This is a genomic window from Citrobacter enshiensis (genome assembly GCF_029338175.1).
GTDB lineage: Bacteria > Pseudomonadota > Gammaproteobacteria > Enterobacterales > Enterobacteriaceae > Citrobacter_D > Citrobacter_D enshiensis.
Genome location: NZ_CP119862.1, coordinates 88,062 through 106,178, shown reverse-complemented (window position 1 = coordinate 106,178; position 18,117 = coordinate 88,062). Strand labels below are relative to the sequence as shown.

General features: G+C 46.6%; 17 protein-coding genes. 7 read left to right on the top strand and 10 right to left on the bottom strand.

Going from position 1 to position 18,117, the window contains the following annotated elements; genetic code table 11:
• Positions 1 to 47: 47 nt before the first annotated feature.
• Entirely contained in the window at positions 48 to 299 is a 252-nt protein-coding gene (gene grxC / locus P2W74_RS00510) for a glutaredoxin 3 (RefSeq protein ID WP_152400605.1), read from the bottom strand.
• Positions 300 to 324: 25 nt separating this feature from the next.
• A complete protein-coding gene (locus P2W74_RS00505) occupies positions 325 to 756 on the bottom strand; it encodes a rhodanese-like domain-containing protein (protein ID WP_203359590.1) in 432 nt (143 codons plus the stop codon).
• 248 nt (positions 757 to 1,004) lie between these two features.
• Here P2W74_RS00505 and gpmM point away from each other — a divergent pair, with 248 nt between their 5' ends.
• From gpmM to P2W74_RS00490, 3 genes are read left to right on the top strand one after another with little or no spacing between them, the layout of a single operon-like run.
• A complete protein-coding gene (gene gpmM, locus P2W74_RS00500) occupies positions 1,005 to 2,549 on the top strand; it encodes a 2,3-bisphosphoglycerate-independent phosphoglycerate mutase (RefSeq protein WP_276293485.1) in 1,545 nt (514 codons plus the stop codon).
• A 33-nt stretch (positions 2,550 to 2,582) separates the two neighbouring features.
• Positions 2,583 to 3,842 (top strand): murein hydrolase activator EnvC, encoded by a 1,260-nt coding sequence (envC, locus tag P2W74_RS00495; RefSeq protein ID WP_276295272.1) that lies wholly within the window; start codon positions 2,583 to 2,585, stop codon positions 3,840 to 3,842.
• 24 nt (positions 3,843 to 3,866) lie between these two features.
• Complete coding sequence (locus P2W74_RS00490) at positions 3,867 to 4,817, top strand: divergent polysaccharide deacetylase family protein (RefSeq protein ID WP_412767251.1); 951 nt, start codon at positions 3,867 to 3,869, stop codon at positions 4,815 to 4,817.
• Here P2W74_RS00490 and P2W74_RS00485 read toward each other — a convergent pair.
• From P2W74_RS00485 to yibB, 4 genes are all read right to left on the bottom strand, one after another.
• On the bottom strand, positions 4,804 to 5,838 hold the full coding sequence (locus P2W74_RS00485) for a glycosyltransferase (RefSeq protein ID WP_276295271.1): 1,035 nt from the start codon (positions 5,836 to 5,838) through the stop codon (positions 4,804 to 4,806). The two genes, P2W74_RS00490 and P2W74_RS00485, sit on opposite strands and share 14 nt — an antisense overlap.
• Before the next feature lie 237 nt (positions 5,839 to 6,075).
• Entirely contained in the window at positions 6,076 to 7,101 is a 1,026-nt protein-coding gene (gene tdh / locus P2W74_RS00480; protein WP_276293483.1) for an L-threonine 3-dehydrogenase, read from the bottom strand.
• A 9-nt stretch (positions 7,102 to 7,110) separates the two neighbouring features.
• Positions 7,111 to 8,307, bottom strand: coding sequence for a glycine C-acetyltransferase (kbl, locus tag P2W74_RS00475; RefSeq protein WP_276293482.1), 1,197 nt, complete (start codon positions 8,305 to 8,307; stop codon positions 7,111 to 7,113).
• Positions 8,308 to 8,590: 283 nt separating this feature from the next.
• Positions 8,591 to 9,448 carry a protein YibB gene (gene yibB, locus P2W74_RS00470; RefSeq protein ID WP_276293481.1) on the bottom strand — a complete coding sequence of 286 codons (858 nt, stop codon included), beginning with the start codon at positions 9,446 to 9,448 and terminating at the stop codon, positions 8,591 to 8,593.
• 303 nt (positions 9,449 to 9,751) lie between these two features.
• Here yibB and rfaD point away from each other — a divergent pair, with 303 nt between their 5' ends.
• From rfaD to rfaL, 4 genes are read left to right on the top strand one after another with little or no spacing between them, the layout of a single operon-like run.
• A complete protein-coding gene (gene rfaD / locus P2W74_RS00465; protein WP_276293480.1) occupies positions 9,752 to 10,684 on the top strand; it encodes an ADP-glyceromanno-heptose 6-epimerase in 933 nt (310 codons plus the stop codon).
• Positions 10,685 to 10,693: 9 nt separating this feature from the next.
• Positions 10,694 to 11,740, top strand: a complete 1,047-nt coding sequence (gene rfaF / locus P2W74_RS00460) for an ADP-heptose--LPS heptosyltransferase RfaF (protein ID WP_276293479.1) — start codon at positions 10,694 to 10,696, stop codon at positions 11,738 to 11,740.
• 3 nt (positions 11,741 to 11,743) lie between these two features.
• Positions 11,744 to 12,706: a lipopolysaccharide heptosyltransferase RfaC gene (rfaC, locus tag P2W74_RS00455; RefSeq protein ID WP_276293478.1), complete on the top strand. Its 963-nt coding sequence runs from the start codon at positions 11,744 to 11,746 to the stop codon at positions 12,704 to 12,706.
• A gap of 28 nt (positions 12,707 to 12,734) precedes the next feature.
• Positions 12,735 to 13,940: an O-antigen ligase RfaL gene (rfaL, locus tag P2W74_RS00450; protein ID WP_276293477.1), complete on the top strand. Its 1,206-nt coding sequence runs from the start codon at positions 12,735 to 12,737 to the stop codon at positions 13,938 to 13,940.
• A gap of 49 nt (positions 13,941 to 13,989) precedes the next feature.
• On the opposite strand, the gene P2W74_RS00445 is transcribed toward rfaL, so the two are convergent.
• The 4 genes from P2W74_RS00445 to waaO all read right to left on the bottom strand — a co-directional run bounded on the left by P2W74_RS00445 (position 13,990) and on the right by waaO (position 17,999).
• Positions 13,990 to 15,132: a lipopolysaccharide N-acetylglucosaminyltransferase gene (locus P2W74_RS00445; protein WP_276293476.1), complete on the bottom strand. Its 1,143-nt coding sequence runs from the start codon at positions 15,130 to 15,132 to the stop codon at positions 13,990 to 13,992.
• A gap of 6 nt (positions 15,133 to 15,138) precedes the next feature.
• A complete protein-coding gene (locus P2W74_RS00440; RefSeq protein WP_276295270.1) occupies positions 15,139 to 16,158 on the bottom strand; it encodes a glycosyltransferase family 8 protein in 1,020 nt (339 codons plus the stop codon).
• A gap of 84 nt (positions 16,159 to 16,242) precedes the next feature.
• The gene (gene rfaY / locus P2W74_RS00435; RefSeq protein ID WP_276293475.1) at positions 16,243 to 16,947 is read right to left on the bottom strand and encodes a lipopolysaccharide core heptose(II) kinase RfaY; all 705 of its coding nucleotides are present in this window, start codon (positions 16,945 to 16,947) and stop codon (positions 16,243 to 16,245) included.
• 41 nt (positions 16,948 to 16,988) lie between these two features.
• Positions 16,989 to 17,999 carry a lipopolysaccharide 3-alpha-galactosyltransferase gene (gene waaO, locus P2W74_RS00430; RefSeq protein ID WP_276293474.1) on the bottom strand — a complete coding sequence of 337 codons (1,011 nt, stop codon included), beginning with the start codon at positions 17,997 to 17,999 and terminating at the stop codon, positions 16,989 to 16,991.
• Positions 18,000 to 18,117 lie beyond the last annotated feature (118 nt).

The window sequence follows — 18,117 nt, the reverse complement described above, 5'->3', positions numbered from 1 at the left end:
TAGTGTTGTCCTTAAATACTGTCTTGATGCAATGTTAACAACGTGCGTTAGCTCAGCAGGGGATCCAGTCCACCACGCGCATCCAACGCATACAAGTCGTCACACCCACCGATATGCTGCGCATCAATAAAAATCTGCGGAACCGTCGTACGACCACTACGCTTGATCATCTCTTCACGCTTAACGGCATCGCCATCAATTGGAAGTTCCTGGAAACTCACACCCTTACTGCTCAGCAGCGCTTTTGCACGATGGCAAAACGGGCAGGTCGCTTTGGTGTAGATTTCAATATTGGCCATGACTTCGCTCCTGTTTACCTACAGCTTACTTACCGCGTACCAGAGGCAGGTTTTCACCACTCCAGCCTGCAACACCTTCTTTCAGCACAAACACTTTCTCAAAACCGGCTTTAATCAGCGCCGTTGCAGAGTCCTGGCACTGCATGCCAGAGCCATCCACCACGATAACCGGTTTGTCTTTGTGCTTCTCAAGCTCGCCGACGTTGTTGGCTTTAATTTCGCTCGGCAGCAGGTTAGTGGAGCCCGCGATATGGCCTTTGCGGAAGTCGTCGCGCTGACGTAAATCCACAACAACGGCATCTTCTTTATTGATAAGACGTGTCGCTTCGCCGCGTGTAATCACCTTCACTTTCGAGGTCAGGCCTTTGAACGTGGTGAATAATACCGCCACCAGTAACGCAATCCAGGCGATACTTAGAACAGGATGGCGGCCAACAAATTGCATAATTTCTTGCATGGGGGGTAACAACTCCCGACTCAGTGATTAAAAAAACCAGGGAAGAAGTATACCTGCGCGTTGTCGCAAATACAGCCAGAGCGTGCAATGGATTGCATTTTTGCGGGGTGCTACGAAAAAAAAACCGTAAATCCGCGCCATCCTCCGACCGCTCTACTTCATTCTTTGATCTTCTGAGGCTATTTTATCGATTCAGCTGTAGTAAAATTACGCAATTATTTTTGTCTCTTGAGTATGAGGTTGTCGCAATGTCGGTTTCTAAAAAACCTATGGTACTGGTGATCCTGGATGGCTATGGCTATCGCGAAGACAGCCAGGATAACGCCATTTTTAATGCCAAAACCCCAGTAATGGATGCTCTGTGGGCAAAACGTCCGCATACCCTGATCGACGCTTCCGGTCTGGAAGTGGGTCTGCCTGACCGCCAGATGGGTAACTCCGAAGTGGGTCACGTCAACCTGGGCGCAGGCCGCATCGTGTATCAGGATCTGACTCGCCTGGACGTTGAAATCAAAGAACGCACTTTCTTTGCGAACCCAACGCTGACCGCTGCCGTTGATCAGGCGAAAAACGCCGGTAAAGCCGTACACATCATGGGTCTGCTGTCTGCGGGCGGCGTACACAGCCACGAAGATCACATCATGGCGATGGTTGAGCTGGCCGCAGAACGTGGCGTAGAGAAAATCTACCTTCACGCTTTCCTGGATGGTCGTGACACCCCGCCACGCAGCGCTGAATCCTCGCTGAAAAAATTCGAAGACAAATTTGCCGCGCTGGGCAAAGGGCGCGTAGCGTCCATCATCGGTCGTTACTATGCAATGGACCGCGACAACCGTTGGGATCGCGTTGAAAAAGCGTATGACCTGATGACGCTGGCACAGGGCGAATTCCAGACTGACACCGCGGTTGCAGGCCTGCAGGCCGCCTATGCGCGTGACGAAAACGACGAATTCGTGAAAGCCACCGTGATTCGTGCAGAAGGTCAGGCCGACGCGGCGATGGAAGATGGCGACGCGCTGATTTTCATGAACTTCCGTGCTGACCGTGCCCGCGAAATTACCCGTGCATTTGTTAACGCTGACTTCGACGGCTTCGCCCGTAAGAAAGTGGTAAACCTGAACTTCGTGATGCTGACCGAATATGCGGCCGACATCAAAGCCGCAGTGGCTTACCCACCCGCATCGCTGGCGAACACCCTCGGCGAGTGGATGGCGAAAAACGATAAAACCCAGTTGCGTATTTCCGAGACGGAAAAATATGCGCATGTCACCTTCTTCTTCAATGGCGGTGTAGAAGAGCCGTTCAACGGTGAAGATCGCATCCTGATCAACTCTCCGAAAGTGGCGACCTACGATCTGCAGCCAGAAATGAGCTCAGCAGAGCTGACCGAAAAACTGGTTGCCGCCATTGAGAGCGGTAAATACGACACCATCATCTGTAACTATCCGAACGGCGATATGGTGGGCCACACCGGTGTGATGGACGCGGCGGTTAAAGCGGTTGAAACGCTGGATCACTGCGTTGAGCAAGTGACCAAAGCCGTTGAATCCGTTGGCGGCCAGTTGCTGATCACCGCTGACCACGGCAACGCTGAACAAATGCGCGATCCAGCAACCGGACAGGCACATACAGCGCATACCAACCTGCCCGTACCGCTGATTTATGTCGGTGCTAAAAACGTGAAAGCGGTAGAAGGCGGTAAACTTTCCGATATCGCGCCGACCATGCTGACGCTGATGGGTATGGAAATCCCGCAAGAGATGACTGGTAAGCCGCTGTTCATCGTGGAATAATCCCTCCCCATGAGGGGAAAGGCGTTGAATTCCATTACATGGGCCGTGAAACCGCAAAGGTTTTCAGTCAGGCCCCTGATCTACGCCAGCGTTATTAGCGCTGGCGTATTGTTGTGCGCCTTTTCCGCACACGCAGATGAGCGTGACCAACTCAAATCCATCCAGGCTGACATCGCCGCGAAAGAACGCGCCGTACGTCAGCAACAGCAACAACGTTCAAGCCTGCTTGCGCAGTTAAAAGCGCAGGAAGAAGCCATTTCTGCCGCCGCCCGTAAGCTGCGTGAAACCCAGAATACCCTCGCCCAGTTGAATAAACAGATCGACGAGATGAATGCGTCCATTGCCAAACTGGAGAAACAAAAAGCCAGTCAGGAACGCAGCCTCGCCGCACAGCTTGATGCCGCATTTCGTCAGGGCGAGCATACCGGAATTCAGTTGATTCTCAGCGGCGAAGAGAGCCAGCGTGGGCAGCGCCTGCAAGCCTACTTTGGTTATCTGAACCAGGCGCGTCAGGAAACGATCGCTGAACTGAAACAAACCCGTGAAGAAGTGGCCTCGCAAAAGGCCGAGCTGGAAGAGAAGCAAAGCCAGCAGCAGACGCTGCTGTACGAACAGCGCGCCCAACAGGCCAAACTAGAACAGGCGCGTAATGAGCGCCAAAAAACGCTCTCCGGTCTGGAATCATCGATTCAGCAAGGCCAACAGCAGCTGAGTGAAATGCGCGCTAACGAATCCCGCCTGCGCAACAGCCTTGCACGGGCAGAAGCCGCAGCAAAAGCGCGGGCTGAACGTGAAGCCAACGAAGCGCAAGCTGTGCGTAATCGCCAACAGGAAGCGACTCGCAAAGGCACGACCTATAAACCTACCGAAAGCGAAAAATCACTGATATCACGTACCGGCGGTCTGGGTGCGCCTCGCGGCCAGGCATTCTGGCCAGTACGCGGTCCAACGCTGCATCGTTATGGCGAACAACTGCAGGGTGAGCTACGGTGGAAGGGGATGGTTATCGGTGCGTCCGAAGGCACCGAAGTGAAAGCCATCGCAGATGGCCGGGTCATTCTGGCGGACTGGCTACAGGGTTACGGTCTGGTTGTTGTTGTAGAACACGGCAAAGGCGACATGAGCCTTTACGGTTACAACCAGAGTGCGTTGGTCAGTGTCGGTACACAAGTGCGCGCAGGTCAGCCTATTGCGCTGGTTGGCAGCAGCGGTGGTCAGGGTCGACCAGCGCTCTATTTCGAAATTCGTCGCCAGGGTCAGGCCGTCAATCCACAGCCGTGGTTGGGAAGATAAGTTTTGCCTCAGTTTCGCCGTATCATGCTCTCACTGGTCAGCCTGCTGGCGTTCGCAACCCCTGTTTTTGCTGGCAAACTTGCCATCGTCATCGATGATTTCGGCTATCGCCCGCATAATGAAAATCAGGTGCTGGCGATGCCTTCCAACATCTCTGTCGCCGTTCTGCCCAATGCGCCGCACGCGCGTGAAATGGCAACCAAAGCACACAATAGCGGCCACGAAGTTCTGATCCATCTGCCGATGGCACCATTAAGTAAGCAGCCGCTGGAGAAAGACACCCTACGCCCGGAAATGAACAGCACCGACATTGAGCGGATTATCCGCGATGCCGTCGACAAAGTGCCATATGCCGTTGGGCTTAACAACCATATGGGCAGCGCGATGACCTCCAGCCTGTTTGGTATGCAAAAAGTGATGCAGGCGCTGGAGCGTTACGATCTCTATTTCCTCGACAGCATGACTATCGGCAACAGCCAGGCAATGCGGGCCGCATCCGGAACGGGCGTGAAAGTGATTAAACGCAAAGTGTTCCTCGATGACTCGCAAAACGAAGCGGACATCCGTCATCAGTTTAATCGTGCCATTGAGTTAGCTCGCCGTAATGGGTCCGCCATTGCTATCGGACACCCCCACCCATCAACGGTGCGCGTGTTGCAACAAATGGTCTATAACCTACCGGCCGACATCACGTTGGTGCGCCCAAGCACCTTGCTCAACGAACCCCAGGTGGATACTTCCACACCGAACCTGACGCCACCGGGCAACAGCGAACCCAACGCGCCGCGTAACCCGTTCCGTGGCGTGAATCTGTGTAAGCCGAAGCAACCGTTAGCCCCGGTCTATGCCGACCAGTTCTTTAACGTATTGAGTGAAAGTATCCGCCAGAGCACCGTCGTCACCTACTTCCAGCATCAGTGGCAAGGTTGGGGGAAGACATCTTCCTCCAACGGTATTAACGCTAACGCAAATTAAGCGCTTTACGCGCGATCCTCTGGTGCGACAGCGTTTTGTCGCGCCATTGCCAGAGACGGAAAGACCACAATAGCGCCTGGTATGCCACTTTAAGGCTCCGTACATTTGTTATCAGACGCGTATACATCCCGGAGGTAAAAATCTCCGCAATCATCCGCTGACGCATTAAAACATCCGTCTCTTTACGCACGGCATGACAAACACGCAGTGCTTCGTACGTTATTTGCTGATGAAACTCAGGATAAATCGGAATCTGGCCAGCATAATCGCGATTCAGTTTCTCCAATAAGCGCGTAATTTTAATATAATGCCGTTGGTAATTCAGATTTTTATTTCCTTGCCTTTGCAGGTGACTGACTGAATTATCATGCAGGAAATATTTATAAAGTGAATGTTCGGTATAGCGCACGCGGATGGCGTTATACATAAACTCCGTTGTCCACACAATATCCTGATGATGCAGCCCAGGAATAAAGGTAATATTATTTTTCTCAATAATATCCCGACGATAAATGCCCATCCAGACGACATGAGTCCATCGACGCGAAGAGAGAGCCATGCGTAGCCAGTCTGGACCTGTTAATACACCGGTGGACCGCAAACGATCGGTAGGGATGGATTGCCAGGCCAGCCCTGATTCCCGAAAGCACCAGTCTGCATTGCATTGTGCGACGTCCAGATCGTCCTCTAACGCCATGGTCATCAGCGTTTGATACATCTCCGGGTAGACCACGTCATCAGCATCCACAAACGCCACATAACTCCCGCTAGCCGCCGCCAGGCCGCGATTGCGTGCGACGGAGACTCCCGAATTAACCTGATGGAGCAGACGGATATGGGGATAGTTCTCGACGTAATATTTTGCGATGTCTACAGAGTGATCCGTTGAACCATCGTTAACAATAATGATTTCCAGAGCAGTCCATGTTTGCGCGATTAAAGATTCCATGCATGCCTGGAAATCATTACCTGCATTATACAACGGGATAATAACACTAAGTTTAATTGCACTGTTCATTATATCATTACCGAATAAACGCTGAATTTAGACTCTCTTTTATCCCCTTTGTCTTAAGACACTATTAAGTCAGAAACTATTATCTATGAACAAATGTAATGTACCGTAGAAAAATCAGCATTCAGCGAAAAATGAACAGGAAAAATAAAAGCATAGAGGGATTAATAATTATTTTTAGAAATTAGATTCAAGTTTCAGGATTTCTTCAGAAATAGGGCTGGATAACCAGCCCTTTGAATATTAATCCCAGCTCAGGATCACTTTCCCTGACTGGCCCGAACGCATTGCATCAAAGCCTTTCTGGAACTCATCAATAGAGAAGTGGTGGGTGATGATCGGGGTCAGATCCAGACCAGACTGGATCAGCGCGGCCATCTTGTACCAGGTTTCAAACATTTCGCGACCATAAATGCCTTTGATAAACAGGCCTTTAAAGATCACCTTTGTCCAGTCGATAGACATGTCTGAAGGAGGGATCCCCAACATGGCAATACGACCACCGTGGTTCATGGTATCCAGCATGGCACGGAACGCTGGCGGTGCGCCGGACATTTCCAGACCCACGTCAAACCCTTCGGTCATCCCAAGTTTAGCCATCACATCAGGCAGGTTCTCTTTCGAGACGTTTACCGCATGTGTGATGCCCATCTTGCGTGCCAGTTCCAGACGGTATTCATTGACGTCAGTGATGACTACGTGGCGCGCACCCACATGTTTTGCCACTGCCGCCGCCATAATACCGATCGGGCCAGCGCCTGATACCAGCACATCTTCGCCCACCAGATCGAACGACAGCGCGGTGTGCACCGCATTACCGAACGGGTCAAAGATAGAAGCTAAATCGTCGGAGATGTTGTCCGGGATTTTAAAGGCGTTAAACGCAGGAATCACCAGATACTCGGCAAAACAGCCTGGGCGGTTGACCCCCACACCGGTCGTATTACGGCACAGGTGAGTACGTCCGCCACGACAGTTACGACAATGACCACAGGTGATGTGACCTTCACCAGAAACGCGGTCACCCACTTTAAACCCTTTGACTTCCTGGCCGATACCGACCACTTCGCCAACGTATTCGTGCCCAACAACCATAGGTACCGGGATCGTTTTTTGCGACCATTCATCCCAGTTATAGATGTGAACGTCGGTCCCGCAGATGGCTGTTTTACGGATTTTAATCAGCAGATCGTTATGTCCGAGTTCCGGTTCAGGAACGTCGGTCATCCAGATGCCCTCTTCCGCTTTCAGTTTGGATAACGCTTTCATCTCACATCCTCAGGCGATGACGCCCAGTTGTTTACCAATACGCGTGAACGCCGCGACGGCACGCGTAATTTGCTCAGGCGTATGCGCCGCAGACATCTGGGTACGAATACGCGCCTGACCTTTTGGCACCACCGGATAGAAGAACCCGGTGACATAAATACCCTCTTTTTGCAGTTCGCGAGCAAATTCTTGCGCAACCACAGCATCTCCCAACATGACCGGGATAATGGCATGGTCCGCACCCGCAAGCGTAAAGCCGGCAGCAGACATCTGCTCACGGAACTGACGCGCATTCGCCCACAGGCGGCCACGCAGTTCGCTACCGGCTTCCACCATCTCCAGCACTTTAATAGAGGCGGCAACAATCGCCGGAGCTAATGAGTTGGAGAACAAGTACGGGCGAGAACGCTGACGCAACCACTCCACCACCTCTTTACGCGCCGCCGTATAACCGCCGGATGCACCACCCAGTGCTTTACCTAACGTACCAGTAATGATGTCCACACGGCCCATCACATCGCAGTATTCATGAGAACCACGACCGCCTTCACCCACAAAACCGACAGCATGAGAGTCATCAACCATCACCAGCGCATCGTATTTATCCGCCAGGTCACACACCCCTTTCAGGTTGGCGATCACGCCGTCCATGGAGAACACGCCGTCGGTCGCGATCAGCACATGGCGAGCACCGGCTTCACGCGCTTCTTTCAGACGCGCTTCCAGCTCCTGCATATCGTTGTTGGCATAGCGAAAACGCTTCGCTTTGCACAGACGCACACCATCAATAATAGAGGCGTGATTCAGCGCATCGGAAATAATCGCATCTTCTGCGCCCAGCAGTGTTTCGAACAGGCCGCCGTTGGCATCAAAGCAGGAGGAATACAGAATGGCATCTTCCATACCCAGGAAAGCCGCCAGTTTTTGCTCCAGTTGCTTATGGCTGTCCTGGGTACCGCAGATAAAACGTACCGAGGCCATCCCGAAGCCGTGGGAATCCATTCCGGCTTTCGCTGCTGCGATCAGTTCCGGATGATTCGCCAGACCCAGATAGTTGTTGGCGCAAAAGTTGATGACGTGGCTTCCATCCGCCACGGTGATGTCTGCCTGCTGCGCAGACGTGATAATGCGCTCTTCTTTAAACAATCCTTCCACACGAGCGGTTTCCAGATCGTTGTTCAACTGCTTATAAAAATCCCCACGCATTGCGATTCTCCAGACTGGGCAAATTTCAGCACATATTACCCAAACCTATACGTTGATACGAGATGACGCATTATCACTTCTTTAAAATGCAGCATAAATCACGCGTATCCACATGGCTTATCGTGATTTTCAGAGTGAAAGCATTGCGCCAAAAAGTAATTAACGATATGAATTTATTAGAATTTACAGATTATAAGGCGTGAGAACTTATGCTGAGAAGGCAAGATCCCCCCTCAGGAGGTACCTTGCCAAAAAATGCGGATTCTACGTTTGTGTCAGGCAACTACTTTCTGGAAAGAAGAATCCTTAATGACTGCAGTTTCGCACCAAGCGCAGTTCGTTTGAAGCAGCGGAAGAGATCAAACCATTTGCCTCTGCCAAGATAGTTAAGAGCAAACAAATCAGGTCGTTTGTAATAACACATGACAAAGATGCCCTGGTCATCATCCACAATATTATTCTCTAGTGTTACTTTCTGGCACTCTGTGACTAATGGATAAAATTCTTTCCATTTTTCCTGAGAACCTACAATAGCACCACCAATGATATAAACATGGTTACCGATCATAAAATCGAAAGATTGCTGCAATGAAGAAACGTTTAAACCTTTCTTGATCGTGAAAAGGTGTATTTTATTTTGATCAAAAGGGAAGTCCCATACTTTCAAACCGCGTGTGACATTCGGTTTACGGCAATAACCAAAATCAACCCATGCAACCAGCGGGGTTTTGACCAAACCAGAATCAATCGCTTTGTTCACAAAATATGCTTTTAAATTACAAACCAGCACGTAGTCCGGGGACCAATATTCTGGATTTTTTAACTGTCGGGTTTCTAATTTACGCGTAAATGTCTCATCCTGCTGAATTTTTTCTATTCTGCTTCGGATGTGTTTAAATTTATTTTTTATATCAACAGTAACAATTGTTGTCGGTTTCCCCTGGCGTATTTCAGCAACCCTGGCTTCTAAATCAGGAGACGTGAACACGACCATGTCATTTTCTAGTGCAGCCAACCGTTCGAAATAACTCAAATAGACATCAACTGAGCGGGCAAGTTTTTCGCGGAACCCTTTATTAGCAGTCCACTCCCCTCTACCGATATCAAAATATGCTGTTACTATCGTGGTAGATGATTTCATCGCTAATAAAAACCATTAATATAAAAGAAATATTATATCACATTGAGTAACACTCTGTACATAGAGTGTTTTATAACCTAAGTCATACAACAATGATTATTATTGTTCCAAAATACCGTTCAGTTCATCGGGTTTCCGAGTTAAATATACAAATACACATAAAGGCCTAATGGAGAAGACGTTCCTCCTTCTCCTCATCACTATCCACCACGTAAATGGCTGAAGGGGCGTCAATGTGATGGTATGATTACAGATATTCGTGTCTGAGATTGTCTCTGACTCCATAATTCGAAGGTTACAGTTATGATCATCGTTACCGGCGGCGCGGGCTTTATCGGCAGCAACATCGTTAAATCCCTGAATGATAAAGGCATCACCGATATCCTGGTGGTGGACAACCTGAAAGACGGCACCAAGTTTGTTAACCTGGTGGATCTGGACATTGCTGACTATATGGATAAGGAAGATTTCCTGATCCAGATTATGGCTGGGGAAGAGTTCGGCGATATCGAAGCGATTTTCCACGAAGGCGCATGCTCCTCCACGACAGAGTGGGATGGCAAGTATATGATGGACAACAACTATCAATACTCCAAAGAGCTGCTGCATTATTGCCTGGAGCGCGAGATTCCGTTCCTGTACGCCTCTTCCGCAGCAACCTACGGCGGTCGCACATCCGATTTTATTGAATCTCGTGAATACGAGAAACCACTTAACGTTTACGGTTATTCCAAATTCCTGTTCGATGAATATGTACGCCAGATCCTTCCAGAAGCCAACTCACAGATTGTAGGCTTCCGCTACTTTAACGTTTACGGGCCGCGCGAAGGTCACAAAGGCAGCATGGCGAGTGTCGCATTCCATCTGAACACTCAGCTCAATAACGGCGAAACGCCGAAACTGTTTGAAGGCAGCGAAAACTTCAAGCGCGATTTCGTCTATGTTGGCGATGTTGCCGCCGTGAATTTGTGGTTCCTCGAAAATGGTGTTTCCGGCATCTTTAACCTGGGAACAGGCCGTGCGGAATCCTTCCAGGCCGTGGCGGATGCAGCTCTGGCTTACCATAAAAAAGGCGATATCGAATACATTCCGTTCCCGGAAAAACTGAAAGGACGCTATCAGGCGTTTACTCAGGCTGATCTGACCAACCTGCGTGCAGCAGGCTACAACAAGCCGTTCAAGACCGTGGCCGAAGGCGTAACGGAATATATGGCCTGGCTGAACCGCGACGCGTAAGAAGTAAGTATGAAGATACTGGTGATCGGCCCGTCATGGGTGGGCGACATGATGATGTCGCAAAGTCTCTATCGCACGCTCAAGGCGCGTTATCCCCAGGCGATAATCGATGTGATGGCCCCTGCGTGGTGCCGTCCGTTGTTATCGCGGATGCCGGAAGTCAATGAAGCGCTCCCGATGCCGCTGGGTCATGGTGCCCTGGAACTTGGCGAGCGGCGCAAACTCGGACATGGTTTGCGTGAAAAGCGTTACGATCGCGCTTACGTGCTACCAAACTCGTTTAAATCGGCACTCGTCCCCTTCTTTGCCGGTATTCCCCATCGTACGGGCTGGCGCGGCGAGATGCGCTACGGCCTGCTTAACGATGCGCGCGTGCTCGATAAAGAGGCCTGGCCATTGATGGTCGAGCGCTATGTTGCGCTGGCCTACGACAAAGGTGTGATGCGGACAGCAAAAGATTTGCCACAGCCACTGCTCTGGCCGCAATTGCAGGTTAGCGAAGGGGAAAAATCACTCACCTGCAGCGAATTCGCACTTTCCACTGAACGTCCGATAATCGGCTTTTGCCCTGGCGCTGAATTTGGCCCGGCAAAACGCTGGCCGCATTACCACTACGCGGAACTGGCCAAACAGCTCATTGATGAAGGTTATCAAATTGTCCTGTTTGGCTCGGCGAAAGATCATGAGTCCGGAAACGAGATTTTGGCGGCTCTGAGCGCCGAACAACAGGCATGGTGTCGTAATCTGGCTGGTGAAACACAGCTGGAACAGGCTGTCATCCTCCTCGCGGCGTGTCAGGCCGTCGTTACCAACGATTCTGGCTTGATGCACGTGGCGGCGGCGCTGAATCGTCCGCTGGTCGCACTTTATGGCCCAAGCAGCCCGGATTTCACACCGCCACTTTCACATAAAGCTCGCGTGATCCGCCTGATTACAGGTTATCACCGGGTGCGGAAAGGAGATGCGGCAGAAGGGTATCACCAGAGCCTGATCGACATTACACCAGAGCGTGTACTGGAAGAACTTAACAGTCTGTTGTTACAAGAGGAAGCCTGACGAATGCGGGTTCTGATCGTCAAAACATCATCGATGGGTGATGTGTTACATACGCTTCCTGCGCTCACTGATGCACAGCAGGCTATTCCAGGAATTCGCTTTGACTGGGTAGTGGAAGAAGGGTTTGCACAAATTCCGTCATGGCACGCTGCGGTTGACCGGGTGATCCCGGTGGCGATTCGCCGTTGGCGAAAAGCCTGGTTTTCTACTGCCATTAAAGCTGAACGCAAAACCTTTCAAGAGGCGGTACAGGCACAGCAATATGATGCAATTATTGATGCGCAGGGGCTGGTGAAAAGCGCGGCATTAGTCACTCGTCTGGCTCGTGGCATCAAGCATGGCATGGACTGGCAAACAGCCCGCGAACCACTGGCCAGCTTGTTTTACAACTGTCGCCATCATATTGCTAAACAGCAGCATGCGGTAGAGCGCACCCGAGAACTGTTCGCCAAAAGTCTGGGTTACAGCAAACCGCAGACTCAGGGCGATTATGCCATTGCGCAACATTTCTTGCACAAAATGAATACCGATACGGGCCAATATGCTGTATTTTTACATGCCACCACCAGAGATGATAAACACTGGCCGGAGGCAAACTGGCGGGAATTAATTGGCCTGCTGAGTCAGTCAGGCGTTCGCATTAAATTGCCGTGGGGAGCAGCTCACGAAGAAACCCGGGCGAAGAGACTGGCTGAAGGGTTTGATTACGTAGATGTTTTACCGCGTATGAGCCTGGAAGACGTCGCGCGGGTATTGGCGGGGGCAACGTTTGTCGTGTCGGTTGATACGGGACTGAGTCACCTGACTGCCGCGCTAGACCGTCCAAATGTAACGCTATACGGCCCTACGGACCCCGGGTTGATTGGTGGCTATGGAAGAAACCAGGTAGAGTGCCGTTCCGCCAGCAGAAATCTTACCGATTTGCCTGCCTCTGCCGTATTTGAACTATTAGTTTCGAACTTATAAGCTCTTGCAAACAGACATCGGAGAAAAGATGGCCCTCACATTGTTTTTTTCCAACGAGAAAAAAAACTGGAAATTATACTGGAATAGAACGCTTATATTCTTGTTTATCGCTACCTATTTCTTAGGTGGTATTACACGCTATAAACATCTCATCGTCATTCTTATGACGATCACAACAATTGTTTATCTTTGCAAGCAACCAAAACATTATATTTCCACTTTCAAAACATTCCTTTTCGGCAGTATTCTATTTCTTACTATAGCAGTACTCCTTTCGCTATTTCAGACTCCAGATTTAAAAGCAAGCCTGAAAGAAATCAATAATTCTGTCATCGAAAATATGTTGCTGCTTACCATTTCCATTCCGGTGTTGCTAAAAGATGAGAAAGTAGAATTCATTTCAAAATTTATTTTCATCTCTTTTCTCACATCGTTAAGTTTACGATGCTTGTCTGAGCTCGTCTTTTACATTAAGGATTATCAGAGTGGAATTATGCCATTTACTGATTACAGACATCGTAGCATCTCGGATTCATTAGTCTTTTTGTTCCCGGTACTTCTGAATTTATGGTTATTTAAATCAACAAAGCATCGGATCGCTTTTATTATTTTTAGTGCGATCTATCTTTTCCTGATGCTGGGTACACTGTCTCGCGGAGCATGGCTATCAGTCTTAATCATCGGACTGGCGTGGGTATTGATGCATAAAAAATGGAAAATGCTGACTGTAGGAATGATTATCGCAGCTCTGGCGGCGACCGCTATTTTCTCTCATAAAGAAATGTCGGCAAAATTGGCCTTTAAACTCAATCAGACAGACAGCTCATACCGATATGGGAATGGTACTCAGGGCAGTGCACTGGATCTCATACTCGAAAATCCGGTGATTGGCTATGGCTTCGGTAATAATGCCTATAAGACGGTCTATAACAATCGTGCCGTAGATTATCCATTATGGAAATTTAGAACCTCCATTGGCCCTCATAACCTCGCGTTATTTGTCTGGTTTGGCACAGGTCTTCTCGGATTGGCCGGGTTGCTACTTGTTTACGCTGCAATAGTAAAAGAAACTGTATCAAAGGCATTTAAAGAGGGTCGTGACTCTCCCTATAATGCACACATGATCATACTGCTATCTTTCTTCGGATATTTTATTATTCGCGGAAACGTTGAACAGATCGAATTGGATAATCTGGGCATTCTTGTTGGCCTGTTACTCGCCATGAAGAAATAACTCTGGATATTCTCAACAAAAAAGGCTACCTAACGTAGCCTTTTTTATTTCAGTCAAACCAATGATGAATAACATCCTCGAACCGCTGAGTCACACTCGTCCAACTGTAATGGTCAAAAACATACTGTTGCCCACGTTTCGCGATAGTCGATAGTTCGCTGTCATGCAGTACGCACTCAATGTCCTCCGCAATAGTTTCTGCGGTCATAGGTTCTCTTAAGTGATAACCAGTATCTTTGTTTTTGACAAACTCAACCATTCCTCCACGCGTGCTCACCAACACGGGTTTACCTGCCCCCATGGCTTCTATTGCAACCATGCAGAAAGGTTCCTGAAATTGAGAAGGGATCACAACTAAATCACCAAGTGGATAGTAGCGGTGCATTTTTTCAGGAGGGATGCTTCCCAACATAATACAGTTATCTGTCAAGCGCTCTGCGATTTCGCGGACTTCACGCTGATAAGCCCCTTTATCGCTTTTACTGACTTCCATATGATCGCCAACCACCACCAACTTGAAGTCAGGGTGCGACTCAACGAGTCTTTCGAATGCCTGTAAAAGCAGTAATACACCTTTATCCGGTACAATACGCCCTGCGTAAAATATCACCTTATCTTCGGGTGAAATATTCAGATCTAACCTGGAGATTGGTTTATAATCTGATTGATAAATTTCCAGGTTAATTCCATTAGGAACAATAGCAATATCCGCTTCTGGGAGATATGAATGATAGTAGTTTTTTAAAAACATGCTGGGAACTATCATCTTAACGTTCTTCTCCAATCCTTTTGGTTCGAACGCATTATGCATATGTATCACCACATTTGCCTGAGGAGCTCGCTGGCGAATCTGTCGATACAGTTTCATGCTGTTGTGTACAGCAATAACACTCTTATCAGTAACTGAAAAATCTTTAGCAACATTTAATATGCGCTGAGAGTAAGGTAAAGGATCCAGGCGGGTCCATTTCTGAAAAATTCGCTTATAAATCCGGCTAAAGCCGATACGATGAATAGAACAGTTTTCATTTACCCGTGAATAGTCAGTATACCCTTCATTTTTGATGCAAACGATACGGTTTGGAATACGGGTAGTTTGCGCAACCTGATACATCCATGTTTCGACTGCAGCCGCACCACGCGGTGGTATAGAGAAAATCGGTGTAACCGTAAAGATGATTTTATCAATCATATAAAATCAACCCTTCATTAAGTTATATTTGATTGCTGAAATAAGCCCACTGATTATTTTGTTTTGATAAAGCAAGTGCTTATATTTTTCTCTATACTCATGTTTTCGCACTGCGGGAATTAAATTTCTTTCTCTCCAGGGAGATTTTTGATACACACTGCGGAAAAATTGTGCCGATGGATAGTTAGCCCAGTCATGCCAGGGTTTGGTTACACCAGTGTAATGTATAAATACGGTTTCTGAATTTATAATTGATTTATAGTAATTTATATTTTTTATCTCAAACTCAGATTTCAATGAATAAATAGTATTATATTTTTGCGGCAAGATTTTAGCATGATGGAGGAACATGACATTTAGTATATCCTGATCAGGATATTTTATCTTTGCAACAACATCATCCTGAGAAAGTAAATCGAAGAATCTCTCAGTCAGATTTGATTGCAACCATTGCTTCATATTGATATACATCACCCCAGAGTTAAAATAATTACCTTCAAACTCTGCGTTATTCAATCGTTCTGCACTCCTGGCTTGCATTGAATCAACATCGACCACCACTGCTCCGTACTCATGATCGAACTCCAATACCGAAAGCTCTTGCAATGAACCTTTGCATGTTATATCGGCATCAAGATAAAGCAATTTATCCAGGCGTTCAGAGAAATAGTCGAAAGAAAGTAAGCGATAATATATTGATACTGGCCATATATTAGTCTTTGGTAGCGTAGACAATGGTTCAGAATCAATATGATATAGTTTAATGACTGTTTTATACTGTTCTGCTAACTGTGTTAAAAGCTCTACATAATCCTGGTCAAGGTAATCAGCAATAATATGAAAAGTAAATTCAATATTATTCTGTTTATTATTCTCCAGAATTGATGCTATCGATATTGCAGCACCGACTTGATAGTTACTATCAATTCCCCATGAAATATTAAAAGTATCGCGGTCATTGCATTTAACCGTACGACAGTCTAATACTATTATATCTTTAAATTTGGTTAAATTTTTAAAATCCAATTCCCGGTCACCTTTCATTTTCATAGATATTACGGCATCAATACATTGATATTGTGTCGGAGTCTAGCCGTTCTGGTTTAGCTACTATTTTTTTAATCCGAGTTTTATTTTTATATCTCTAATTATCGCTTTCAATCTCTTTTTAAAGAGTAACGAGTTATATCCTGAGTCTTGAATTTCGTTTTTTATACCATAATGGCGTTCAAGATCAATTCTGTCCTTGGCCTTCAATACAGGACTTATTTTTTTGCCTGATAAATCTATCAGACGAAGACCTTTTTCAGAAACGATAAAATTCCCCTTATGAGGGTCTCCTGAAACCATACCGTGAGCATGCAATTCTTTAATTGACTCTGCTAGTTGATGTTTTATATCTTTAGGTATTTCTTTATATTCTTCTAGCCCAACACCTTCAATATATTCAATGAGCATTATGAAGTAATGTGCAAAATTTAATGTTTTATACTCTGCAAGTAAATAATAGTCATTTATAGAATTGACACCTTCACTACGAACTCTGTTGGTTTGGTAGATCAAATTCTCGTAATAGTCTTTTTTTATACACGATTTAAGAAATCGCTCTAACTTTTTATGTTTTGGTGCAAAGACTTTTAATACAATTGGACCTCGAGGTGTATCAATCAAGATGACTTTTGTATCATCAATCGAGCGAAATACCTTCAGTATTTTGAGATCGAAATTGAGAAAATCATTTAATATTTTCTCATAAAAAGGATCATTATCTTTTATGAATACAGTTAAATCTTTAATCTTTTTTTTATGAATCATGCGATAGCCATTATATTAGTTACTATTAAAAGGTCTTTTTATTATTTGATTGCTTTAGCCTTATAATATTTTATGTAATTCAACACGCCCTGGAGAAATTTTTTCTGCTTAAATTTATGCTTAGCACAATATCTGTATTGGTTGCTATTTGCAGGTTGGAGCAGAGCGACATTACACCAAGGTGAATGCTCTTTCGCATGAATAAAGCTTTGCGAAACAGGGTAGTTTGCCCATTCATGCCAGGGTTTTGTCGGTCCAACATAATGAATAAACACGGTTTCATCATTGACAGGGTTAATCACTTTATCTTTCAATTCATAATTGATACTAAAGCGAGTATTATATTTCCCATCAATGAAGTTCACTTTGCTAACAAGAAGAACGTTCAAGACATCCTGATCCAAATGAGTAATTTTAGCCACCCACTCAGGAATCCGCAACATCTCAATCGCCTTGACTGAAATATCACTTTTTTGCCATTCATTAATATTAATGAGCAAAAAGCCTGCATTAAAATATCCAGATACAAGCTCTGGGGTTGTCAGAGTGATAGAACGGTCGGTCCACCATTCGATATCCCTTTCTGCAACTACCGCAGCAATCTCGTATTCCGCAAAAGAATAATCAACCAGTTCCTGAATACTGCCTTTACAGGCAATATCAGCATCCAGATAGAGTAACTTATCTAGTTTACCATAAAAATAATCGGCAATGACAAAACGAAAATATGTTGCATATGTCCAGTTCTTCGTGCTGGGTAATGACTTTAATTTATTACAATCTATTAAATAGATTTTTATGCAGGTTTTATATTGTTCGGCTAATGCAGAAAATCTATTCTGATCATCTTCGCTAAAATGATCAGTAAAAACATGAAAGTCAAAGTTTATCGATTTATTGCTTAATAGTATAGAAGCAATAGATACACCACATCCAAAAAGAAAATTTTTATCTATACCAAACGCTATATTAAAATTATTTTCAGATATTCTGTCATGAAAGTTATACTCCATGACAGAAAGAATGACGTCTTTATCACTAAACTGTGACATATTTAATACTTACCCAATATATTTGAAGGTGCGATTGACATTACTCTACGCCACCTTTTATTCAACTCAGAAACAGATGAAACGCGGAGCTTCATCCTGACCTGTAAATCTATACAAC